15 protein-coding genes are annotated in these 21,736 nt (G+C 55.6%); 14 read left to right on the top strand and 1 reads right to left on the bottom strand.

The genetic code is table 11. The features are described 5' to 3' along the window. The first annotated feature begins 424 nt into the window (after positions 1-424). The 13 genes from JNL86_08320 to JNL86_08260 all read left to right on the top strand — a co-directional run bounded on the left by JNL86_08320 (position 425) and on the right by JNL86_08260 (position 19,269). Positions 425-2,344, top strand: a complete 1,920-nt coding sequence (locus JNL86_08320; GenBank protein ID MBL8042908.1) for a cytochrome ubiquinol oxidase subunit I — start codon at positions 425-427, stop codon at positions 2,342-2,344. A gap of 85 nt (positions 2,345-2,429) precedes the next feature. After that, a complete protein-coding gene (locus JNL86_08315; GenBank protein MBL8042907.1) occupies positions 2,430-3,746 on the top strand; it encodes a nitric oxide reductase in 1,317 nt (438 codons plus the stop codon). 51 nt (positions 3,747-3,797) lie between these two features. Further along, on the top strand, positions 3,798-4,835 hold the full coding sequence (locus tag JNL86_08310; GenBank protein ID MBL8042906.1) for a cytochrome c: 1,038 nt from the start codon (positions 3,798-3,800) through the stop codon (positions 4,833-4,835). A 44-nt stretch (positions 4,836-4,879) separates the two neighbouring features. After that, positions 4,880-6,664, top strand: a complete 1,785-nt coding sequence (locus JNL86_08305) for a c-type cytochrome (GenBank protein ID MBL8042905.1) — start codon at positions 4,880-4,882, stop codon at positions 6,662-6,664. Positions 6,665-6,818: 154 nt separating this feature from the next. Further along, positions 6,819-7,376 (top strand): molybdenum cofactor guanylyltransferase, encoded by a 558-nt coding sequence (locus tag JNL86_08300; GenBank protein ID MBL8042904.1) that lies wholly within the window; start codon positions 6,819-6,821, stop codon positions 7,374-7,376. A 35-nt stretch (positions 7,377-7,411) separates the two neighbouring features. Then, positions 7,412-8,416 (top strand): glycosyltransferase family 9 protein, encoded by a 1,005-nt coding sequence (locus tag JNL86_08295; protein ID MBL8042903.1) that lies wholly within the window; start codon positions 7,412-7,414, stop codon positions 8,414-8,416. A 77-nt stretch (positions 8,417-8,493) separates the two neighbouring features. Then, positions 8,494-10,248, top strand: a complete 1,755-nt coding sequence (locus JNL86_08290) for an arginine--tRNA ligase (GenBank protein MBL8042902.1) — start codon at positions 8,494-8,496, stop codon at positions 10,246-10,248. 13 nt (positions 10,249-10,261) lie between these two features. Beyond that, positions 10,262-11,419, top strand: a complete 1,158-nt coding sequence (tgt, locus tag JNL86_08285; protein MBL8042901.1) for a tRNA guanosine(34) transglycosylase Tgt — start codon at positions 10,262-10,264, stop codon at positions 11,417-11,419. A gap of 23 nt (positions 11,420-11,442) precedes the next feature. Further along, positions 11,443-11,763, top strand: coding sequence for a preprotein translocase subunit YajC (yajC, locus tag JNL86_08280; GenBank protein ID MBL8042900.1), 321 nt, complete (start codon positions 11,443-11,445; stop codon positions 11,761-11,763). A 35-nt stretch (positions 11,764-11,798) separates the two neighbouring features. After that, the gene (gene secD, locus JNL86_08275) at positions 11,799-13,448 is read left to right on the top strand and encodes a protein translocase subunit SecD (protein ID MBL8042899.1); all 1,650 of its coding nucleotides are present in this window, start codon (positions 11,799-11,801) and stop codon (positions 13,446-13,448) included. Positions 13,449-13,649: 201 nt separating this feature from the next. Next, positions 13,650-14,567, top strand: coding sequence for a protein translocase subunit SecF (gene secF, locus JNL86_08270; GenBank protein MBL8042898.1), 918 nt, complete (start codon positions 13,650-13,652; stop codon positions 14,565-14,567). 77 nt (positions 14,568-14,644) lie between these two features. After that, positions 14,645-17,821 carry a PAS domain S-box protein gene (locus JNL86_08265; GenBank protein MBL8042897.1) on the top strand — a complete coding sequence of 1,059 codons (3,177 nt, stop codon included), beginning with the start codon at positions 14,645-14,647 and terminating at the stop codon, positions 17,819-17,821. Beyond that, on the top strand, positions 17,818-19,269 hold the full coding sequence (locus JNL86_08260; protein MBL8042896.1) for a sigma-54-dependent Fis family transcriptional regulator: 1,452 nt from the start codon (positions 17,818-17,820) through the stop codon (positions 19,267-19,269). Before JNL86_08265 ends, JNL86_08260 begins: the two co-directional genes overlap by 4 nt. A 1-nt stretch (position 19,270) precedes the next feature. Here JNL86_08260 and JNL86_08255 read toward each other — a convergent pair whose 3' ends face one another. Next, positions 19,271-20,377, bottom strand: coding sequence for a WD40 repeat domain-containing protein (locus JNL86_08255; protein MBL8042895.1), 1,107 nt, complete (start codon positions 20,375-20,377; stop codon positions 19,271-19,273). A 198-nt stretch (positions 20,378-20,575) separates the two neighbouring features. Between JNL86_08255 and JNL86_08250 the strand changes: the two genes are divergently transcribed. Further along, positions 20,576-21,607: a hypothetical protein gene (locus JNL86_08250; GenBank protein ID MBL8042894.1), complete on the top strand. Its 1,032-nt coding sequence runs from the start codon at positions 20,576-20,578 to the stop codon at positions 21,605-21,607. The last annotated feature ends 129 nt before the right edge of the window (positions 21,608-21,736 follow it).

Raw genomic sequence — 21,736 nt, 5'->3', positions numbered from 1 at the left:
AGGGATTTTGATTAACACAGCATAGTTGGTGTGTCAATTTAAAATACGTACTTAAACCGTTGGGGGAATCAAGATGGAAGCTGCTCAGGACGACGTCTCAATCAAGATCGGGAAAATGATTTTCTACATCACCCTGGCAGTGAGCCTCTGGTTTTTTTACTGGTTCGGAGGGATTCAGTGTCCGTGCTGATCCTCATCCTGGCCTTGGAAAACGTTTGTTAAGTTGAAGGGGGTTTGTGATGGGCCAAACAATTGTGTATTTCGTCGTATCGATCTTGATTTGCGTTTCGTTCTTTGCGGCTGTTGATCACTTTTTGATGGATGCGCAAGGGTTGGACTTTTGGTATCTCCTTCGTAAGTAAGTGCTGGGAGATAACGCTTTGAATTTGTTGTTCACATACGCGATGTATCAAGGAGGTAACCCATGGGCTCTGTAACCCGCACGAAGTTGATGTCGGTCATGGCGCTATGCGCGATGATCGGCCTCCTCCTCATGCCCATCTTGGTTGCGATCCCTGCCCTTGCCAGCGACGGTGGCGCCCCAGCCGCTGACGCCAAAAAAGAGGGTGGTGAAGCAAAGGTAGAGAAGGGCAAGGATGTTTATTACAAAACTGAAGGTATTGTCTCGGGGCCGCCAGCGCCCAAGACGACGGATGGCGAGAAGGACTACCCGCGATACAATTTTGAAAGTCGCGTTTTGCTGTGGTTTGCTAACCAGCAGCATCTTTATTACGGTAGCTTCGTGTTGGCTGTCCCTATCTTCTGTATGGTCATTGAGTTCATGGGGGTGGTGACGAAGGACAAGGCAATGGCCAAGCGGTACGATCAGCTGGCCTATGACTTTATCAAGATCAGCCTGACGGCCTATTCGTTGACTGCCATCCTGGGCGGTATCTTGATCTTCACTTTCTTGACTCTCTATCCGGCCTTCTTCCAGTACCTATCTGGTATCTTCAGGCCGGTCATGCACATCTATGCGTTGATGTTCGTGGCTGAGAGCGGAACGCTCTATATCTACTATTACGGTTGGGACAAGATGAAGGAGGGGTTCCTGAAGTGGATTCACCTCAGCATGTCTGTAGTCCTAAACGTTATTGGTACGATTCTGATGTTCCTTGCCAATTCGTGGATCGGTTTCATGATGTCCCCTGCCGGTGTCGATGAGCAGGGGCGCTACTTGGGAAATATCTGGCACGTCATTCATACGGCCCTCTGGAATCCGCTCAATCTGCACCGCATCCTGGGTAACATGGCCTTTGGAGGTGGTGTCGTTGCGGCTTATGCGGCCTACCGGTTCTTGTCTGCCAAGACTGATGAGGAGCGTGCGCACTACGATTGGATGGGTTACATCGCCATGGCCCTTGGTGTGGCGTTTTTGATTCCCCTTCCCTTCGCTGGTTATTGGCTGATGCGTGAAGTGTATGCCTATCGGCAGCAGATGGGCATTACGTTGATGGGCGGATTGCTTGCCTGGTTGTTCATCATTCAGGCGACCATGATTGGTATCTTGTTTTTGAGCACCAATTACTACCTCTGGCAAGCCCTGGGGCGTATGCGTGGTGCTGAAAAGTATCAACGCTACATTAAATACTTGGTATTCCTTCTGACATGCGGCTATCTCGTGTTTATCACGCCGCATACCATCGTTATGACTCCGGCTGAGTTGAAGGCGATGGGCGGTCAGCAGCATCCAGTGCTTGGCAACTACGGCGTCATGTCGGCCAAGAACGGTGGTATCAACGTAATTATTACCACGACCGTCTTGAGCTTCGTATGGTACATGCGGGGCAATAAGGTTTCGACGGTGTCTTGGGCGAAGTTTGGTAATATCTTCATGGGCTGTTTCTTCTTCTTTGCCTACCTCAACATCATCATGTTGGCTGTGTACGGCTACTACATTCCCGCGAACGTTCGCGTCGGACTGTCTGTGCCTCAGGTCGCCACGACCTTGTCCTGTCTCTTCTTCATGTTTGCGCTCAATAGCGTCATGATGAAGGGGGCCAAGCAAATGGGTCCGATTGAGTGGGGTAAAATTTCTGCTCGATCTCAGTACGCGCTCATTATGCTCGCTACAGCATTTACCTGGATGATGGGTCTGATGGGATACATCAGATCGTCGGTGCGGCTCTTCTGGCATGTCAACGAAATCATGCGTGACAATTCACCGTGGGCCTATACTCACACGGTGGGTTTTGCAGCGAACATGATTTCCGCAAACGTGTTGTTCTTCTGGATCAGTATCATGTTTGTGTTTTGGTTGGGCGCCTTAGCGGCGAAAAAGGCTCCAGTGGAAGCGAAGGCTGCTGTCCCTGGCCGTGCTACGGCACCAGCGGTTGGTCACTAATCAAAACGCAAACAATGAATCAATGGGGGAGGATTCTGTGTTGCCTGGCAACCGGAGTCTTCCCCTCCTGCAGGAGGTTTGAGCTGTGATTGAACTCATTAAATCAGCCTTGGCAATGGGCTGGCCAGCATTGGGCTTGTTAATTGGCCTAATGTTCTATTTTAAGGCCTCCATTTCGGACCCGGTGGCTAACAAGCGGGCGGTATTTAAGACATTCATTGGCTTTTGGGGAGCACTGCTCCTGTTTATGGCAATTGCCAACTACAAGATGAACTTCTTCGGTGAGTCGAGACTGTTGCCGGTGTCTCTGGTCTTGATCACCTCCATGACGTTCATGATGGCCTTGTATTTTACGAATATCAGCGCGTTGCTGAAAATCGGTGGCTTCATGTTCTTCATTGCTGCAGCACTTTCCGGGTATGGAAACTGGTTGCCTCAGGTCGAAGGCGGATTCCCGCCCATCGAAGAGAAAAAAGATTTCAGCAATATGCCGCAGACCGAGCTTGCTGATGAGGGTGAGAAGATCATCTTTGGCGGCGTGGGGCAAAATAAGGTACAAGGCGCCATCGGAAAGGGCCAGTGCCCACTCTGCCATGCGTTTCATAAGGGCATGTTGGGAGAGCGCGCTCCAAACCTGGACGGTATTCCTGAACGGGCAGAAACTCAAATCAACGATCCTCGTTACCACAAAGGAAATCCTGCCGCTCGCGATTCCAACCAGAAGGAAGCATTCCCTGGTTCGGGTACGGCAGAGAATGGTATCCAGTATATCGCTGAATCGCACGCGTGCCCGAGCTGCTTCGTCGTGGCTGGCTTTGGTGTGAAAGGTACGAACGATAAAGAAAGCCCGATGCCTTCTATTCACAAGCCACCGATTTCTTTGAGCCTTCCTGAGTTGGCCGCCGTTGATACGTGGTTGTATGTCCGGGAAGGTCGTGAAGCTCCTGGCTTTGACGAGATCGTGAAGTCGTATGAGAAGTTCATTCCTGAGTCCGACAGGCCAAAGCCGCCGACAGAGGGTGACAAGGCTGCTGGCGGTGCATCTGCTTTGATGGCGGATGGGACCGAGCCGGTTGATCAGATTTTCGCCAAAGGGCAGTGCGTGGCTTGCCATACGATTCCTGGGATTGCAGGGGCGACTGGAACGATCGGTCCGAAGTTGGTCGAGGGAACCAATGCTCCTCTCCGAATTAAGGACAAGGATTACAAAGGCAAGGCCAAGAGCGTTCCTGACTACATCATGGAATCGATCGTTGAGCCCAGTGCGTATGTTGTCAAGGGATTCCCCGATAACACCATGCCGAAAGTGTTCGGACAAAAGCTGAGCGCTGGAGCACTCAAGAAGCTTGTAGATTACCTTTCGCAGGTCCAGGAGGGGAAAGAGCCTCCGAAGGCATCCTAGGCAAGCGAATAGGGATCTGGTTGCTATTGCGGAAGAAAGGGAGATGAGGACATGAAAGCATTAATGTCAGTCGGGGCCCTGATTGGCGTCCTTGGACTGCTCATGTTGATCGGTATGATCTTCGGAGTAGTTCCATCGAACACCGTCAGGCTCGTTGAGGGCTACATGCCCATGCAGGTACTGAGTGAGCTGGCTGTATTCGTCGCTGGCTTCACCGGCCTGAGTTATCTTGCTAATTCCATGGGAATGGCGATTCCACGGTTCTGGCAGGGGGTCTTGTTTTGGACCTTTGTTCAGACCTATCTCAAGTTCAGAATTTACCCGCCCATTCCGTTTAGCGTGCGTGCAATGTATGGCGTTGTTTCCTTTGTCGCCGTCTTCATGTGGGTGTCGGCCAATGAAGAGGATTGGAAGAAGTTTCGCCAACCGATTCTCAATGTGTTGGATGCGAACACCGGGTTCCACAAGGCTCTTCGTACGATGTACCTGATCCTTCTCCCGATCCTGATCGGGGGATTCTCGTTCCTCACGATGAAGCCGAGCGTGGACGAGCCGATCGAGTTGCGGACCGTGCATCCAGCGCCACCAGCTAGTACGAAGGTGCACGGCAAGACCTATACGCTCCAAACGTCTCAGAATCCCTATCGTGTTAACCTCGAGGGGAAGTACGATCAGGCCTACAGCAATAAGCTGATCGTCGAACAGGGAATGGGCCGCTTGATGGCTCCCAATGCAAACCCCTGGGACGAGAAGGCGGAAGGATATCTGAAGTATGTGCGGGAGGGCGGCGAAATCTTCTTTCAAAATTGTCACTTCTGTCATGGTGACAACTTAAACGGTCGTGGACTTCACGCGTTTGCTTTCAATCCGATTCCGGCGAACTTTACTGACCCAGGCACGATTGCGCAGCTACAAGAAACATTCATCTTCTGGCGCGTCGCTAAGGGCGGAATTGGTCTTCCGAATGAAGGATTCCCTTGGGCATCTGTGATGCCGCCGTGGGAACAGCACCTAACCACTGATGAAATATGGAAGGTGATCCTGTTCGAATACTGGCATACGGGATACTATCCTCGGACATGGGACTAATTCTGAATCTTACAAACAACCTGGGAGAGCAGGTGAGGTTAACAATGAGCAAACTTCGTATGAACGTAAAGGCTGCCCCAGTCATTGGGGTCGCCCTCGGTGCCCTTCTCCTGTCCGCAACTGCGGTAGGGCTTGGCCAAGCAGCAGACCTTCCGGAGGGTTTTGCCAAGGGAGAATTGGCTCCAGCACCCCCGGCTGACATGATCGAATCTGGGAAGCGGGTCTATTTTACTAAGTGTGTGTGGTGTCACGGTGTGGATGGCGCTGGTGATGGGCCTGGTGCAGATCGGTTGTGGCCGCGTCCAAGAAACTTTAACCAGGGTACTTTCAAAATTCGTCACACGGCGAGTGGAGAATTGCCGCTCTTTAACTACAATGAGAAGACCCCGGACAGCGGGAAAAACGATTTGTTCGATACAGTGACGCATGGTCTCCCTGGTTCGGCGATGCCACCATGGGAAGGTATTCTCACTGAGGAGCAGCGTATCCAAGTTCTGTCATATGTCACGACACAATTGGTGAAAGACAGAAAGTTTACAGATAAACAGTCTGAAACTCAGACGGTTCTCCAACTCGGGACGATCAAGCCTGCAGAGGCTACTGAAGACAGCGTCAAGAAGGGTGCGCAGCTGATCGTCGACAAAAAGTGCATCGAGTGTCACGGAGTCGAGGGGCGTGGTGACGGAAATGCCTTCAATCTGAAAGATGACTGGGGATTTTCGATCCAGCCCGCGAACTGGCATAAGTGTTGGAATTTCCGTGGTAGTCGCCAGGACCCGTACAATGTTCGGAACATTTTCCGGACCTTCTCGACTGGCGTCAACGGCACTCCTATGCCCTCATTCGCTGATAGCACATCGGTTGAAGATCGCTGGAATATTGCGAACTTCGTTAATTCGTTGTGCGAACGCGATGAAGAAGGAAAGCCGCTCGGTATCGATCCTCTGACCGATAAGCCGAAGATCAATTTCGTCGTTCCTTCGACTGCGGTTGAGGGGGAGATTTCGAGCGATCCAGAGAACGAGATGTGGAAGAAGCAGGGGCGCCGGTACGTCGCTATGGGTGGTCAAATCACTCATAAGCCACGTAACTTTGTGAATCGTATCGATGATATCTGGGTGAAGTCTCTCTATAACGAAAAGAGCGTCGTGTACTTGATTCAGTGGGACGACCGGACGAAGAGCATCGCTGAAGGCAAGCTCCCTTGGGCGCCGACCCAGGTGAACGTCGAAAATTTCGGCGTCAAGGAGCAGGCTCCAAAGACCGGTGAAGAAGGGTCTATCGCTGCAGCTCAGAATAATTATGCCGTCTATAACGATGCGGTTGCCTTCCAGTTCCCCATCAAGTGGCAGGAAATTCCCGCTCCCTTCAAGCCACGCTATTTGTTCGGTGATGCGAAGTTCAATGCCGACATCTTGAAGTGGGAAGCGGACGGCTCGTTGCGTTCCTTCAAAGGGACTGGATGGGATCAGGACTTTGAAGAGCGTGATGACTTTGAAGAAAAAGTTAAGCTCTTGAAGTCAGAGTGGAAGAACGGTCAGTGGACCGTCATGATTTCCCGCCCGCTCAAGGGTAGCAAGGACGATTATGACGATTACACGCGATTTGATATCGGCAAATACATTCCGATGGTGTTTTTTGCCTGGGATGGACATAACGGTGATGCGGGACGCAAGATGGCCGTATCGGCCTTCTATTATACGATCCTGCAGCCTCCGATTCCTCAGGAAGTGTACATCTACCCGGCCGTTATCGCAGTTGGCGTGGTGTTCCTTGAGGGTTGGATGCTGACCCGCCGTGCCAATAAGAAAAAAGGCAAGGTCCTTTAAGCGATATCAGGGAGTGTCTGTGGTCTAAGGCGAGGGGGTGAGGAAACTCACCCCCTCGTTGTTTTTATGCATATTGTGCTACATGCAGTAGGACAGGAATGCCATGATCGAAAATGTCTCAGGTGTCCTGATCGCCGGGGGGAGGAGTAGGCGAATGGGGCAAGACAAACGCTTTCTTAAGGTGGCGGGTGTTAGTGTGTTTGATCACATTCTTTGTGTGATGCAGGAAATCTTTCCTGAAAATATTGTGATTCTCGCGGAGCCGATTGATGGGCTTGAGATGAGGGGCTGTAGTGTTGCGTATGACGTGGTAAAAGATGCCGGAAGTCTTGGTGGGTTGCTTACAGGGCTCATCACCGCGACTCGACCCAGGGTTTTTGCCGTAGCCTGCGATATGCCATTTTTGGATGCGGATGTGGTTCGGTTCATGTCCTCTCAGTCTCCAAGTGCGGACGTGGTGGCTGCACGTCTTGACGGAAGGTTTCATCCTCTGCATGCTGTCTATTCGAAGCGCTGCGTTCCGATCCTGGAGGCTATGGTTGAAAGGCAAGACCTGAAGATTCAGGGATTATTTGCGCATAAGGAGCTACAAATTTCGGTTTTGACAAAAGAGGACTTTCTCCCTTTCCCGTCAGGTCTGCGCTCGTTTCAAAACGTCAATACCCCCCATGATTTGGCTTCAGCTGAACGCTCAAGCTCTTTCCAGCAATGAACCAGCACGATCTGCCACGCGGTAGCAGGCGGAACGTGCTCCTGATTCATCCCGGAGCATTGGGCGATGTGCTCTTGGCCCGTCCTGCTCTCCAGGCACTCACACAACGGTTTCCGCAGCATGAGATTGCATTCCTCGGGGGACGCGAAGTGGGCCTCCTGTTGCAAGCCTGTGAAGAGGTGCATCGAGTATTTCCCATCGAGTCAGCATATTTGAGTGAGGTATTTGCCGGAGTCGATCACCTGAGCCAAGTATTTTTGGATTGGCTGGAACAGACCGACATGGTCGTTGGTTGGCTGTCAGATACGGAGGGTACTGCTACCAGCACCTTACGAGCGGTCGGCGTGCGATCGATTCAGTTTCAGCCTGCATTGTCCAGCAACCGTCACGTTTCTGAGCATCAATCGGATCGATATTGTGAGGCGGCTCGGCTGGAATCTAGCGGGTCGCTTTCCGCCGGATTCCTCGCTCTGCCATCGACCATGAGAGAGCAAGGGAATCAGGTCTTGGCGGCGCTTGATCTGGAGAAACACGACCAACTTGTGGTGATCCACCCAGGCAGCGGCAGTGGTCGTAAGTGTCTTGAGTCATGGAGGCTTGTCCGGGTTATCGAATGGATGTCCGCGTTCGGCGCAGCCCCTCTGCTACTCGAAGGACCCGCTGATGAAAAAGCTGTGGCTGCGGTGTTGTCTGGATTGACGCATGCTGTCCCAGTGGTGCGTGGAATGAATGTATCGGTGGTTGCCGGTGTGTTGTCCCATGCCGCACTCTATGTTGGACACGATTCAGGCATCACGCATCTTGCCGCCGCATTGGCCGTTCCGACGATTGCGTGTTTTGGTCCCACGAACCCTCGGCGTTGGGCACCGCGTGGTACCAAGGTCACGATCATGACCGGTCCACCTTGCGCTTGTCTCACCTGGCGTGACGTCGAAGGCTGCGGCGAACGGGCCTGCCTGCAGATCACTCCGGAGCGCATTATCGATGCCAGTCGAGCATATCTTGGGGAGCGACCCAGCCCCCGTGTTGAGAAGAGCTGATCTTGTCTCTGCTCTCCCGGTGTGTTAGAGTCCCGGTTTAATTTTCGCTGTTTCCACGCAGACTTAGGGGAGTCTTTGTGACTCAAGGGATCGTTCAGGATAAGGTGAGTGCGGCACTGACCGGAGCACTACTCTTGGCCAGACAAAAAGGCCTGCTCAAGGTGGAGCAACTGCCGCCGGTGCATCTGGAGGCTCCGAAGCGGCCCGAGTGGGGAGATGTTTCCTGCACGGTCGCGATGTCGCTCTCTGCCTCGGAGCGTAAAGCGCCCTTTGAAATCGCACAGATCATACTCGATCATATCGATCAACGAGACACCTTGTTTGCCAGAGCTGAGATCGCGCGGCCAGGATTTCTCAATCTGACCGTGAAGCCGGGACTGTGGAACGAGGTTCTGCATCAGATCGAAGCCCAGGGTGAGCGGTATGGGCACAGTCAGCTTGGGCATGGTCGACGGGTCCTGGTGGAGTATGTGAGCGCCAACCCGACCGGCCCCTTGCACGTCGGGCATGGGCGTGGTGCTGCGGTGGGGCAAGCGTTGGTCCGTCTCTTGAGGGCGACAGGTCATGATGTGGTCAGTGAATACTACATCAATGATGCGGGACGGCAGATGAAACTCCTCGGGGTTTCTGTCCTGGCCAGGTATCTGGAATCGTGCGGGCAGACGGTTCCGTTTCCGGAGGATGGATACCAGGGCGACTATATTCGCGAAGTCGCGGCGCGGGTGAAGGATGAACAAGGGAACGCACTGCTGTCGCTTCCCGTCGAAGATGCGGAACGGCAAAGCAAGGAATTCGCCTATCGAGAGTTGCTGGGGCTGATCCGCCAGGACTTGGAACGATTTGGAATTACCTTCGAGTCCTGGTTCAGTGAGGCCTCACTATTGTCATCCGGTGCGGTGGAGCAGGTACTGGGTGAACTGAAGAGCAGGGATCTCCTGTTTGATCAGGACGGCGCACAATGGTTTCGTTCTTCAACCTATGGTGACGAGAAAGATCGGGTCGTCCGGAAGCAGGAGGGGGAGTATACATACTTGGCTTCCGACATCGCGTACCATCGGGACAAATTACGTCGGGGATTTGATCTCCTGGTCGATGTTTGGGGCGCAGACCACCATGGCTATATTCCGCGCATGCAAGCAGTGGTGCAGGCCTACGGGTATCCGAAGGAGCGGCTGCGGGTCGTGTTGGTGCAGATGGTCAATCTCTTGCGCGGTGGCCGAAAGGTGGAAATGTCCAAGCGGGCTGGGGAGTTCATTACGCTTCGGGAAGTCATGGACGAAGTCGGCGCAGACGCCGCCAAGTTTTTCTTCCTTATGCGCGACTCCAGTACTCACTTGGATTTTGATTTGGAGTTGGCCAAGCAGCAGTCGCAGGAAAACCCGGTGTACTACGTGCAGTACGCGCACGCGAGGATTGCGAGCCTGCTGCGTGTGGCGAACTCACGTGGTATTGAGTGCCCTCGTCCGACTCAAGCGGTGTTGGGTCTATTGGAAGATCCGGACGAACTCGCACTCATTCGAAAACTGTCCGCCTTCCCGGTCGTGATGCAGGCTAGTGCCCAGGAGCTCGAACCGCATCGTATGGCCTACTATCTGCGCGAACTGGCCGGCATGGTGCACCCCTTTTATAACAAACATCGGATTTTGCCTCCGGCTCCGGACAGCGAGGACTCTGCGACTCCCTCGCAGGACGGGGCAGTTGCTGCACATCGGGGAGCCGACTCGATACCGCCCGGTCTGACCGGGGCTCGCCTGGCGCTCATGTGGGCGGTGCAGCAGGTCGTCAGAAACGGGCTCACCGTGCTAGGGGTGTCAGCCCCGGAGCAGATGTAGGACTGCCGATCGCATGCTGTCGTTTCGAATTACCCATGAAGAAACCGGCGGACGCGCTCGTGTTGGTGTCCTCACCACCGCGCGCAGTGAAGTGGCCACGCCCGCCTTCATGCCGGTGGGATCGCTGGGGAATGTGCGAAGTGTGGATGGTGAGGAACTGCTCAAGATGGGGTACGGCCTGATCTTGAACAATGCCTATCACCTGTATCTGCGTCCGGGGCACAAGATCGTCGAAGAGTTGGGAGGCGTCCATCGTTTCACCGCATGGCCAGGCTCGATCCTGACCGATAGCGGCGGCTTTCAGGTCTTTAGTTTGGCTAAGTTTTGCAAGGTGACGGACGAAGGTGTGATTTTTCAATCCCACATCGACGGATCTTCTCGCTTTATCAGCCCGGAAACCTCGATCGAGATTCAGGAAGCGCTGGGGGCGGACATCATCATGGCGTTCGATCACGTCGTCGCCTTGCCGTCCTCATTGGAGCAGGTGCGTGACGCCTCCAAGCGGACGTCGCTCTGGGCGCGTCGCTGTGTATCTGCGAAACGCCGGACCGATCAGTCATTATTCGGAATCGTTCAGGGCGGACTGGATCAAGGCCTGCGAGTGGAGTCGGCTCGCGATTTAGTGTCGGTCGGGTTCGATGGGTATGCCGTCGGCGGGTTGTCGGTTGGGGAAGACAAGGCCGACATGTATGCCATGTTGGACGTCACCGTGCCTGAGTTGCCATCGAACAAACCGCGGTACTTGATGGGCGTTGGGATGCCGGAAGATTTGGTGGAAGGCGTGGCACGCGGGATCGATATGTTCGACTGCGTCGTTCCCTCTCGTCACGGCCGAACAGGCTGGTTGTTCACGTCGTTCGGGAGAGTTGTGATCAAGCAGGCCCGCTATGCCCGGGATGAACAACCGATCGATCCGGCCTGTACCTGCCCGGTGTGCACACGCTATACGCGAGCCTACCTTCACCATCTGTTCGGGATCAAAGAAATGTTGGGGGCTCGCCTCAATACGATTCATAATTTGTGGTTTTTTGCGAAGCTGATGGAGGAGATCCGCAGCGCTGTGCGAGGCGGAACCTTTCAAGCGTTTCGTCGCGAATTTCACCGGACGTATGTCGTCGACCGGCCGACCGGTGACAGCGGGTCGGATCTCCAGAATACGAACGTGTCTTAACGGCGAAGCAGACGAGGCAGGTTATGTGGGATTCGGTGGCATGGGCGCAGGGAACATCAGGGAGTGCGGGCGCGGGGGGGGGCCTCCTGTCGTTGGTGCCATTCGTCCTGATCTTCGTCATATTTTACTTCATGCTGATTCTGCCGCAGCAGAAGCGTCGGAAGCAGGCGGACGCGATGTTGGCCGCGCTGAAGAAAGGCGACAAGGTGGTCACGGCTTCGGGCATCTGGGGCACGATCACCAACATGGGCAAAGAGACCGTGACGCTTCAAATCGCGGACACGACCAAAATCAAAATCCAGAAGGAACATATTGCTCGGCTACGCGGTGACGAAGAGGATTGACACACGCGAATGAGACGGGAAGGATTGGCGTACGTATGAAAAAAGTCGGTGGACGGTTGTTGGCTTTGGTGACGCTGGTGGTCGTGTCGATCATCTTTTTCTTGCCCTCCTACCAGCCGTTGTACAAGGAATTGCCGCGGTGGGTTCGTGATGTGCTGCCGGACAAAGGCATTACCTTGGGGTTGGACCTGCAAGGCGGCATTCACTTAGTGCTGGAAGTGGAAGAAGATCGGGCGGTTGAAATCGCCGTGGAGCGGACCGCCGCGAGTCTCCAGGATTTGCTCGTTGAGAAAAAGATTCCTGCGGAATCGGTGAAACGGACCGGGTCCTCACAGATTACGATCGGCTTTCAAAATGCGGAATTGAAGGCTCAAGTGCAGAAACTGTTGGACGACTTCCCGACCTACGTGGAAGCGGAGTCGGCCGGCTCAGGGAACACCGTGGTGTGGGGGTTGCGCGAGGCGGAGATCAAGCGCATCAAGGATTCGGCCATCAATCAAGCGCTGGAAACGATCCGGAACCGCATCGACCAGTTCGGTGTTGCGGAACCGCTGATTCAACGGCAGGGGCTGAAACAAGTCGTCGTGCAGCTGCCCGGGATCAAAGATGCCAAGTTGGCCAAGGATCTGATCAAGCAAACGGCGCTCCTCGAATTCAAGCTCTTGGATGATGAGAACCAGCTCAAGTTGGATCTGCCGGGTCGCGTGCAGAAGGGGAAAGAGCGCGAAGAGGCGTTCTTGAAGCAGGTTGAGGGAAAGGTTCCGGAAGGCGACCAGATTCTGTTTGAACGGATCGTTGAAAAAGAGAGCGGGCAAGAATGGTTGGCCCCCTATCTGGTGAAGAAACGGGTCATGCTGGCCGGCGATGTGTTGAGTGACGCACGGGTCTCCATCGGGCAGTTCAATGAGCCCTATGTGTCGGTCACTTTTGATGCGAAAGGGGCGCGGGAGTTTGATCGCATCACGGGCGAGAATGTGAAGAAGCGCATGGCGATCGTGCTCGACAATACCATCTATTCGGCGCCGGTCATTCAGGAGCGCATCAGCGGCGGACGTGCTCAGATTACCGGGACATTTTCGATGGAGGAGGCCAATAATCTGTCGATCGTGCTACGGGCTGGTGCCTTGCCTGCCCCGCTGAAGATCATTCAGGACCTCACCGTTGGTCCCTCGCTCGGGCAGGACTCGATCGAAAAGGGCGTCAAGGCGACGCTCTTTGCGGGTCTCCTCGTGGTCGTGTTTATGGCGCTGTATTACCGCTTGTCTGGAGTGATCGCGAATTTTGCGTTGATGCTGAACCTGATCTGCCTGATTGGGTTTCTGGCAGCGTTGAACGCGACCCTGACCTTGCCTGGTATCGCCGGCATCATTCTGACGATTGGCATGGGCGTCGATTCCAACGTGCTGATTTTCGAGCGTATCCGCGAAGAGCTTCGGCAGGGAAAGGCCGTTCGGGTGGCGATTGATGCTGGGTACGACAAGGCCTTGTTGACGATCGTCGATTCGCACGTCACGACGTTGATCACGGGCTTCGCGCTGTTCCTGTTCGGCACCGGGCCGATCAAAGGCTTTGCCGTGACCTTGTGTCTTGGCATCGCGATCAATCTCTTTACGGCGTTGGTTGGGACGAAGGTGATTTTTGATCTCTTCAATCAACGCAAGAAAATTGAGCAGCTCAGTATCTAGCCCGTCGAGGCGATCCGGAGTCGGAGAGCCGCCGAGGAGTTGTTGCAGGAGCATAGACGCAGTCATCGCATTCACGGCATGTTCAAAATGATCCTTCGGCAAGGCTACAGCGAGGCATACCCTGCGGATGCAGTCAGCCTCGGAGAGCGCATGGCGCCGCGCCGGAGGACATTTTCAACATCCTGTTAGGAGGGGGTCGGCATGTTCGAGATTTTGGGAAAGACGAATATCGATTTTATGGGGAAGCGAACCATCTCGTTCGCGCTGTCCGGCATTCTCGCTTTTCTGGGTATCATCGCGGTGTTTCAAATCGCGCGTGGAGCAGCAAATCTGGGAATCGATTTTGCCGGCGGGACGGCCGTCCAGCTCAAATTCGACCAGTCGATCAGGATCGACGAGGCGCGCCGCGCTCTGGAAAGCAACGGGGTGGGATCTGCGGAACTGCAGGAATTCACGCAGGACAACAAGCTGCTCATTCGCGTGAAAGCCTCGACGACCATCGAAGAGAAGGTCGCGGAGCGGGTCATGGCCGTGTTCAGCAAGGAATTTCCCGGTAACAAGTTCGTCGTGGATTCGAGCATGGAGATCGGCCCAACGATCGGGAAGAAGCTACAAGAAGACGCCATGATTGCGGTCTTGATCTCCTTCGTCGGGATCGTGCTGTACATTGCGGTCAGGTTTGAGTTGCGGTTCGGGGTCGCGGCCGCCTTGGCAACCTTTCACGATGTGCTCGCGGTGTTAGGGGTCTTCTATGTGTTGGACAAGGAAATTACCTTGCTGGTTGTGACCGCATTGCTGACGCTGGCCGGCTACTCGTTGACGGATACCGTGGTCGTCTTCGACCGGATCCGTGAGAATCTCCGTACCCGTCGGCGAGAAGATGAGGAGATGATCATCAACACGGCCATCAACCAAGTCCTGAGCCGCACGATCGTCACCAGTTTGACCGTGGTAATCGTGCTCATTCCACTGGTCCTCGGCGGGGCCGAGGTGCTGCATGATTTCTCGTTGGCCTTGCTCGGAGGCGTCATGTTTGGAACGTATTCGTCCATTTTCGTGGCAAGCCCGTTGCTGCTGCTCTGGCCCGGTAGCGCCGGGAGTCTTCTCAAGCGTCGCTAGGCCTCGGCTCTTCCGAGCCGCGCCTGGAGGCACTGCCTCTTGTTGTGCGAGGGCCGTTAGCCGGAGTCGCCGCACGCATGCTGTTCTGGAGCCGGTCACACAGCCTCCAGCGAAAGATCATCACGGCCATTGTGATGGTCGGTTTCCTGCCGTTGAGCCTCTCTCTTGTCCTGACCTATATCGAGGAACGCCGGGCGTTACGTGAGACCATCGGTGCCAACTTCAAGGAAGTGGCGGTCGAGGCGGCCCGGCGGATCGAGATGCAGGTCACACGCGGCATCAATGAAGCGCAACAACTCGCCGCCATGCCGTTTCTCCGCACCTCCGTGACCGAATCCAATCGCACCTATGTCGACAAGGACGAAAAAACCGTCCAGTCCATGATCAAAGCGTGGCAGCAGCGCTGGCGGCAGCGGGACAAGCAAAGCGAGTTTCCGCTATTCATCAACCGAATTGTGACTAACTACCTGATTCGGTGGCACGACATCCGCAAATCCGATTACGTCGGCATTTTCGTCACAGACAATCGGGGCGCGTTGGTCGTCAGTTCCATTCCACAAGTCGAATACTACTATGGGAAAACAGCCTGGTGGCAGGCGGTGATGAAGCGGGGGACGGGCAAGGTGTTCGTCAGCGATATCTTTTTTGATCCTGCCTTCGGCACCCACGTCGTCAACGTGTCTACGCCGATCATCGATGACGAGCAGCATACGACGATCGGGGCCGTCACGATTCTTCTGCGTCGGGACACCCTGTTCCATTCCGTGTCCGAAGCCACGGTGGGGCAGACCGGGCATGCCATGTTGTTCAGTTCAGACGGTGTTCCGCTGGTGTGCCCGATCCTCTCGCCGGAAGAGCATGTGGTGAAGCCGGAATTGGTGAATGCGATCAGCGGACATGCGGCCGGCTGGACGACGGCGGCGAATGATTCGCATGGTGGGGAGAATTCCATTGTCGGGTTCGCGCCGGTTCGCCTCGGGACGGACTTAACGCCGGAGAGCTTGGGCGGCAAACGCTGGGTAGCGTTTGTCCGGCAGGACCCCGCCGAGTCCTATGCCCCGCTGGAACGCCTGGTGGTACAGGTCACGGTGTATGGGCTTGGGGTCTTTGCCGTGCTGCTGCTCATCGGTCTGACTGTGGCGCGAAGAATCGCCCGCCCCATCAGTCTGTTGCATGAGGGGGTTCAACGAATCGGGAGCGGACGTTTGGATCAGCAATTGGAACTCAAGACCGGCGACGAGATCGAACAGCTTGCCGAGGCCTTTAACAAGATGGCCGTCAATCTGCGGATATCCTTCGAGCAGATCGAACAGCGTATGGAGGATGTGCGCCGTCTCGAAGCCCGCTACCGCGACTTGATCGAGCATTCGCCCGAGATGATTTACCAGCTGAATAAGGCCGGCCAGTTCGTGCATGTGAATAAAACCGGGCTGGACAAGCTCGGCTATTCTTTGGAGGAAATGCTCCAGATGCGTCTGTGGGACTTGGTGCCCAAAGGCCGGGAGACCGAAGTCTTGGCGTATCTTGAGCGGTTGGTCTCGCAGGGACGCAGTACGATCGAGACGGTGTTTGTGGCTGCGGACGGCCGCCCGATCGACGTCGAGATCCATGCAACGGCGCTGTTCGAGAGCGGGGGCGGACTGGTCCATTCACGGGCGTTCGTGCGTGACGTGACGGAACGGCATCTGCTGGAGGAGCAGGTACATCGATATACGACCAGGCTCGAGCAGGCGGTGAACGAACGGACGCAGCAACTGGTTGCCTCGCAAGAACGGTACAAGGCGCTGTTCGATCTGGTGGCGGATTCTGTCTTCATGGTGGGAGAAGACGGGATCATCGTGGCGGTGAATAAGCGCGAAGAACAGGCGTTGGGCTACTCCGAGCAACAGGTGGTGGGGCGCAGCATTCTGGACGTGGTACTCCCGATGCACCATGATGACATGCGGGGGTTGCTTGCGAAGATCCATTCCGGTGAGCGGCAGGTGCCGACGCAGGAAATCACCGTGTGTGATGCCGCCGGCAAGGAGACGCCGGTGGAAATGGACCTGATTCTGGTGCGCGGCAGCGACCATACCTGGATGATGGTTCAGCTGCGGGACATCACCGACCGAAAGCGCCTTGAACGGCAAATGCATACCTACCAGCAGGAGTTGGAGGCCAAGGTCAGCGAGCGTACGAGGGAAATCGAAGAAACGAAGCAGTACCTCGAAAACCTGCTCGAAAACGCCAATGATGTGATCTATACGCTTGATAGCGAGCAGTGTTTTACCTACGTCAACAGCAAGATTTTGTCATGGGGATATGTGAAGGAGGATCTCCTTGGGCGGCCCTACTTGGGGTTGCTTTCGAAGCGACATCGCGGGCGCCGATTGAAGTCGACCTTGGATATTGGCGTAAAACAGGTCTACGAAGTTGAGGTATTGACGAAATCGGGTGAGCCGCGGTCCGTGATGGTCAGTGTGTCACCCCTCCACGGCGCGGAGGGGGAGATTCTGGGTGTGTTGGGGATCGCCCGAGATATGACGGAAACGAAGAAGCTGGAACAGCAGATCAGGAACTCCGAGAAGCTGGCCTCGGTCGGCAAGCTGGCGGCAGGGGTCGCGCACGAGATTAACAACCCCTTGGGAGGGATCTTGAACTGCCTCTATAACATGCGCAAAGCAACGCTGTCTCCGGCACGTCAGGAAGAATATCTCGCGTCGATGGAGGACGGGTTGCGCCGGGTGCAGCGCATCGTTCGCCAGCTCCTTGATTTTTCCCAGCAACACAACCCAGAGCTCGCGTTGGCCGACATCAATCAGGTCGTCACACGCGTGTTGTTGCTGACCGATCATCTCTTCGTGCCCCATCGGGTGCGACTCGAAACGGACTTATCCTCCGACATGCCGGAACTGATGATTGACCGGCATATGATGGAACAGGTGCTGATGAACCTGGTGCTGAATGCCATCCAGGCGATGCGCAGTGGCGGGGTGTTGACCATCAGCACGATCGTAGAGGAAGCTCATTGTTTGGTTCGGGTGCGGGATTCGGGTTGCGGGATTTCTTCTTCCGTCCTGCCGCGGATCTTCGACCCCTTCTTCACCACGAAGAACGAGGGAGAGGGGACGGGGCTCGGACTTTCGGTCAGCTTGGGCATTGTGGAGCGCCACGGGGGACGGATCATGGTTGAGAGTGAAGTCGGGAAGGGGACCACGTTTACCGTGTCCATTCCGCTATCCACTGAACGGTATGCCATTGGGAGGTTTTCGTGAAAGGGCTCAGGGTGCTGATTGTCGATGACGAACCGCTGATGCGACTCTCCATGCTCGATGCGTTGGAAGGTGTGGGGTGCGAAGTCATGGCGGCGGCCACGGGAACTGAGGGAGTGACGGTACTTGGCACGCGTCAGTTCGATGTGGTGATCACGGACTTACGTCTTCCGGGTGCCGACGGGCTGACACTCCTCAAGGTCTGCAAGGAGCGGAGTCCGACTACAGAAGTGATTTTGATCACGGCCCATGGATCGGTGGATACGGCGGTCGGTGCCATTAAGCTTGGGGCATACGACTACATCACCAAACCGTTCCAGATGGATGAGTTGCTCCTGATCGTGGAGCGGGTCGGGAAAATTCTCGGGCTGCGCCGGGAAAATCTTGAACTGAAAGAGGTGCTGGAAGACCGATTCAGCTTCGGGGGGCTGCATGGAGCGAATCAGCAGATGTACGCCTTGCTGGAACGCATAAAGTTAGTGGCGGCAACTGATTCTCCGGTGTCCATCATTGGGGAGCGTGGGACGGGGAAGGAGTTGGTGGCGCACACCATTCATTTGAACAGCCCTCGACGAGATCAGCCGTTGATCAAGGTGTGTTGCGGGGATCTTCCGGACAAGCTCGTAGAAGCGGAACTGTTCGGGCATGAGAAGGGGGCGTTTCCCGGCGCGTTGCGTCAGCGACGAGGACGGTTTGAGCTTGCACACAAGGGCACATTGCTGCTGGATGATATCGACGCACTGCCTGCCACCGTTCAGAAAAAAATGTGGCAATTGCTGCAGGATCGGAAGTGTCTGCGGATCGGCGGACGAGAATCCATGGAGGTCGATGTTCGGGTCCTCTGTGCGTCGCAGGAGGACTTGAAAGACGCGGTGGCGCACGGACGGTTTCTCCCGGAGCTCTGTGACTATCTGACGGCGGTCGAAATTATCGTCCCGCCGCTGCGTGAGCGCCGGGACGATGTGCTGGTGATTGCCGAGCATCTGCTGGAGAGGAGTGCCGCGACGTTCCATAAATCTCTCAAGGGATTTTCACAGGCTAGCCGGGATCTGTTGATGCGGTACTCGTTTCCGGGCAATGTCGGAGAGTTGGAGCAGATGGTCGACCGTGCCGCCGCCCTGGGTCGAAACGCGGAGCCGCTTCAACCGTGGGATCTCTGCGGCTTCCAGACCTGTCCCTATCTTGGGGGCGCACCCCAGCCCAATTGCGGGTTCTGTACAGAGGGTTTGACGGAGAAGGCCGACAAGGAAGAGCCCGCGACGTCCGCCACGCTTGCCGTTGCACGGGAGTCGTTTGAGCGGGACTATATTCTTTCCGTGTTGAAGCAGGTGGATGGGAGTCGGACGAGCGCGGCTGCGGTCTTGGGGCTCTCCAGAAAAGCGCTCTGGGATAAGTGCAAACGCTATGGAATCTCCTCCGCCAAAGGTGAGGCGGAGGAGGGAGAGGACTAACCTACTCTTCCGGCTCCGGCCCGCCTTCCCACAGCTTGACGGTGCGATCCCACGAGGCGCTGGCCAAGCGCAAGCCGTCCGGTGAGAGGGCGATCCCGCGCACGGGTCCGGTATGGGTCTTGTCGGTCCGGAAATTGCGACCTGTAGCGATATCCCAGAATCGGATGGTGCTGTCGTCACCCGCACTGATGAGCACCTTGCCGTCGGGTGAGACTGCGAGGGCGCGGACCCAACCGTTATGCCCGCGCACGACGCGCAGTTCGTTCATCGTCGGCATGTCAAAGAAGCGGATCGTATTGTCACGGCTTCCGGTAATCAGGATCTTGCCATCGGGTGTGAACGTCATGGCGCCGATCCAGAACTCCATCGGCTTTTGGAACCCGCCGTCGTCCTCGATGAAGAAGCCGCGGGTCTCCGTGGAGTCTTCGGCCGTCTCCTCCCAGTGACCGTTGTGCAGAATCTTCTCCTCTCCGCTCGGCAACACTTCCCAGATGCGGATCTTGCCGATATCGGACCCGCTGGCGAGGTGAATGCCATCCGGGGAGAAGGCCACACAGACCGACCAGTGGTGGTCGTATTGGTCCTTGCCCAAGAGGGTCATGAGGTCGGTCCCGGTCGTCACTTCCCAGATCTTGATGTCTTTGTTGTGGCTGCCGCGCGCTAACATGAGCCCGTCAGGGGACAAGGACAGGCTGCAGACATTGTGATCGTAGCGCGTGAACAAGAGTTTCGTGGGTTCGCCCGTTTTTGGATTCCAGAGACGGATGGTGCGGTCTTCGCTGCCCGAGGCCAATGTGCGGCCATCCGGCGTGAACACCAGCGCGCGGATGTCGGCCGTATGCCCACGCAGCGAACGCAAGAGGCGTCCGGTCTCGATATCCCACACGCGGACGTACCGATCGACGCCGCCGCTGACAATGGTTTGGCCATCGGGAGCGTAGGCGACGGTCCATACGCCATGCGAATGGCCGCGGAAGGTCTTGAGTTCTCTGAGGCCGGTCTTCCAATACTCCAGATGGTCAATGGTCGGTGTCTGTGATGGCGAACCCTGAGGGCTCGTTGGTGCAGCGGAAGGAATCGTCGAGGGCGCGGTCGTGTGATTGCTCATAAAAATTCTGTGCCTCGTCCCTGTTCTGCGCGGAAGCCTAAATGGCCCCCGCCGACCCTCCGCGGTTTGCAAAAATCGCTGAGGGGTTTGTATAATCAGCGGTCGTTTCGACGATCGTAAGAGAACGACTGTAAGCAAGTCAAGCGCAGCGCTCACGCGGGTTTCATCCCTTCACCGCAGCCAAACATGTGAGGACTTATGACGACCGGAGTGGAAGTATCAAAGCCGTCGATGGAGATCCGTTTTCAGCCGGCCTTACTGCAGGAAGTCATCGACTCCTTCATTGAAAAGACGGAACGGGAAGGGGATCCGACCTATTACAAAGAGTTTCATGAGCTGGCCGATCCGATCTACGAAAAATTCACATTGGATGATCGCGAGGCGGAGTTCAAGAAACTATATCAGTATTTGTTCGGTATCTGGGGGTTTTCCGACATCATCCGCGACGCGTTCAATGAGTTTCCCGAATTGAAAGCCCGTGTCGGCATCGTCCTGGTCAAGGGTGTGCTCAAGGAAGATCAGGAAGGGGTCGACGTGCTTCGGAAGTGGGGATCCGTCGAGCATGATCTGGCCAAGCAGTTCGAGGAAAAGGGCCTGAAGGGCGTCGGCATCAAGTTGATCCCGCGACGGTTCTATGATCCCGCATTGACACGCTATTGTCGCCATGAACTCATGCATATCAACGATATGCTCGACCCGGCCTTTGGGTACGACCCCGATACCAGGGTGGGACAGAATCCCGGCGAGGAAACGCTCATTCTGCACCGCTATCGCATTCTCTGGAATATCAGTGTCGATAGCCGATTAATCGCCGCTGGGAAGGAACCGATGCTGCAGAAGGAGGATCGGTTTAAGGAGTTTCGTTCTTGGTATCGCAAGATTCCGCCAGCGCAATTGAAGTCGGTGTTCGAAGGGTTGTGGCAGACCAGCTACTTCACCCATTCCGAATTGGTCGAGATGGCGACCGACACCCTGCGCATTCTGGATCGCGCGGTGGATGTCGAGGGCGGAGAAATTCCGGAGACCCAAAACAAGGTCATGTTGATGCCGGGATTTCCTTGTCCCTTGTGCCGGTTCCCGACCTACACCTGGGTGGAAGACCTGGAAACGAAACTCGAGACGTACATTCTCGACTTTATTCGCGAGAATCATCCGGGCTGGGATGTCGAGTATGGGGCCTGCGACCGTTGCGTCGAAGTCTATAAATTGCGGGCCGACGGTGTGATGTAGTTTGGAGCGCATCGTGGCTGGTGATCCTAAATATGGTCGGCGGGATTTTCTGAAAGACTCCGTCGTCTCGGTGGCCAAGGCCGCGCGGGAGTTTTCGCTTCACAAGGATGCGCCCCGCGAGCAGCCGGC

The sequence above is a fragment of the Nitrospira sp. genome, assembly GCA_016788885.1.
Lineage (GTDB): Bacteria > Nitrospirota > Nitrospiria > Nitrospirales > Nitrospiraceae > Nitrospira_A.
This window is presented reverse-complemented; position numbering and strand designations above follow the sequence as displayed.

Excerpts from the sequence above, each read along its gene's own strand:
- JNL86_08320 (MBL8042908.1), top strand. The coding sequence starts at position 425 with ATGGGCTCTGTAACCCGCACGAAGTTGATGTCGGTCATGGCGCTATGC.
- JNL86_08310 (MBL8042906.1), top strand. The coding sequence starts at position 3,798 with ATGAAAGCATTAATGTCAGTCGGGGCCCTGATTGGCGTCCTTGGACTG.
- JNL86_08305 (MBL8042905.1), top strand. The coding sequence starts at position 4,880 with ATGAGCAAACTTCGTATGAACGTAAAGGCTGCCCCAGTCATTGGGGTC.
- JNL86_08300 (MBL8042904.1), top strand. The coding sequence starts at position 6,819 with ATGGGGCAAGACAAACGCTTTCTTAAGGTGGCGGGTGTTAGTGTGTTT.
- tgt (MBL8042901.1), top strand. The coding sequence starts at position 10,262 with ATGCTGTCGTTTCGAATTACCCATGAAGAAACCGGCGGACGCGCTCGT.
- yajC (MBL8042900.1), top strand. The coding sequence starts at position 11,443 with ATGTGGGATTCGGTGGCATGGGCGCAGGGAACATCAGGGAGTGCGGGC.
- secD (MBL8042899.1), top strand. The coding sequence starts at position 11,799 with ATGAAAAAAGTCGGTGGACGGTTGTTGGCTTTGGTGACGCTGGTGGTC.
- secF (MBL8042898.1), top strand. The coding sequence starts at position 13,650 with ATGTTCGAGATTTTGGGAAAGACGAATATCGATTTTATGGGGAAGCGA.
- JNL86_08265 (MBL8042897.1), top strand. The coding sequence starts at position 14,645 with ATGCTGTTCTGGAGCCGGTCACACAGCCTCCAGCGAAAGATCATCACG.
- JNL86_08255 (MBL8042895.1), bottom strand. The coding sequence starts at position 20,377 with ATGAGCAATCACACGACCGCGCCCTCGACGATTCCTTCCGCTGCACCA.
- JNL86_08250 (MBL8042894.1), top strand. The coding sequence starts at position 20,576 with ATGACGACCGGAGTGGAAGTATCAAAGCCGTCGATGGAGATCCGTTTT.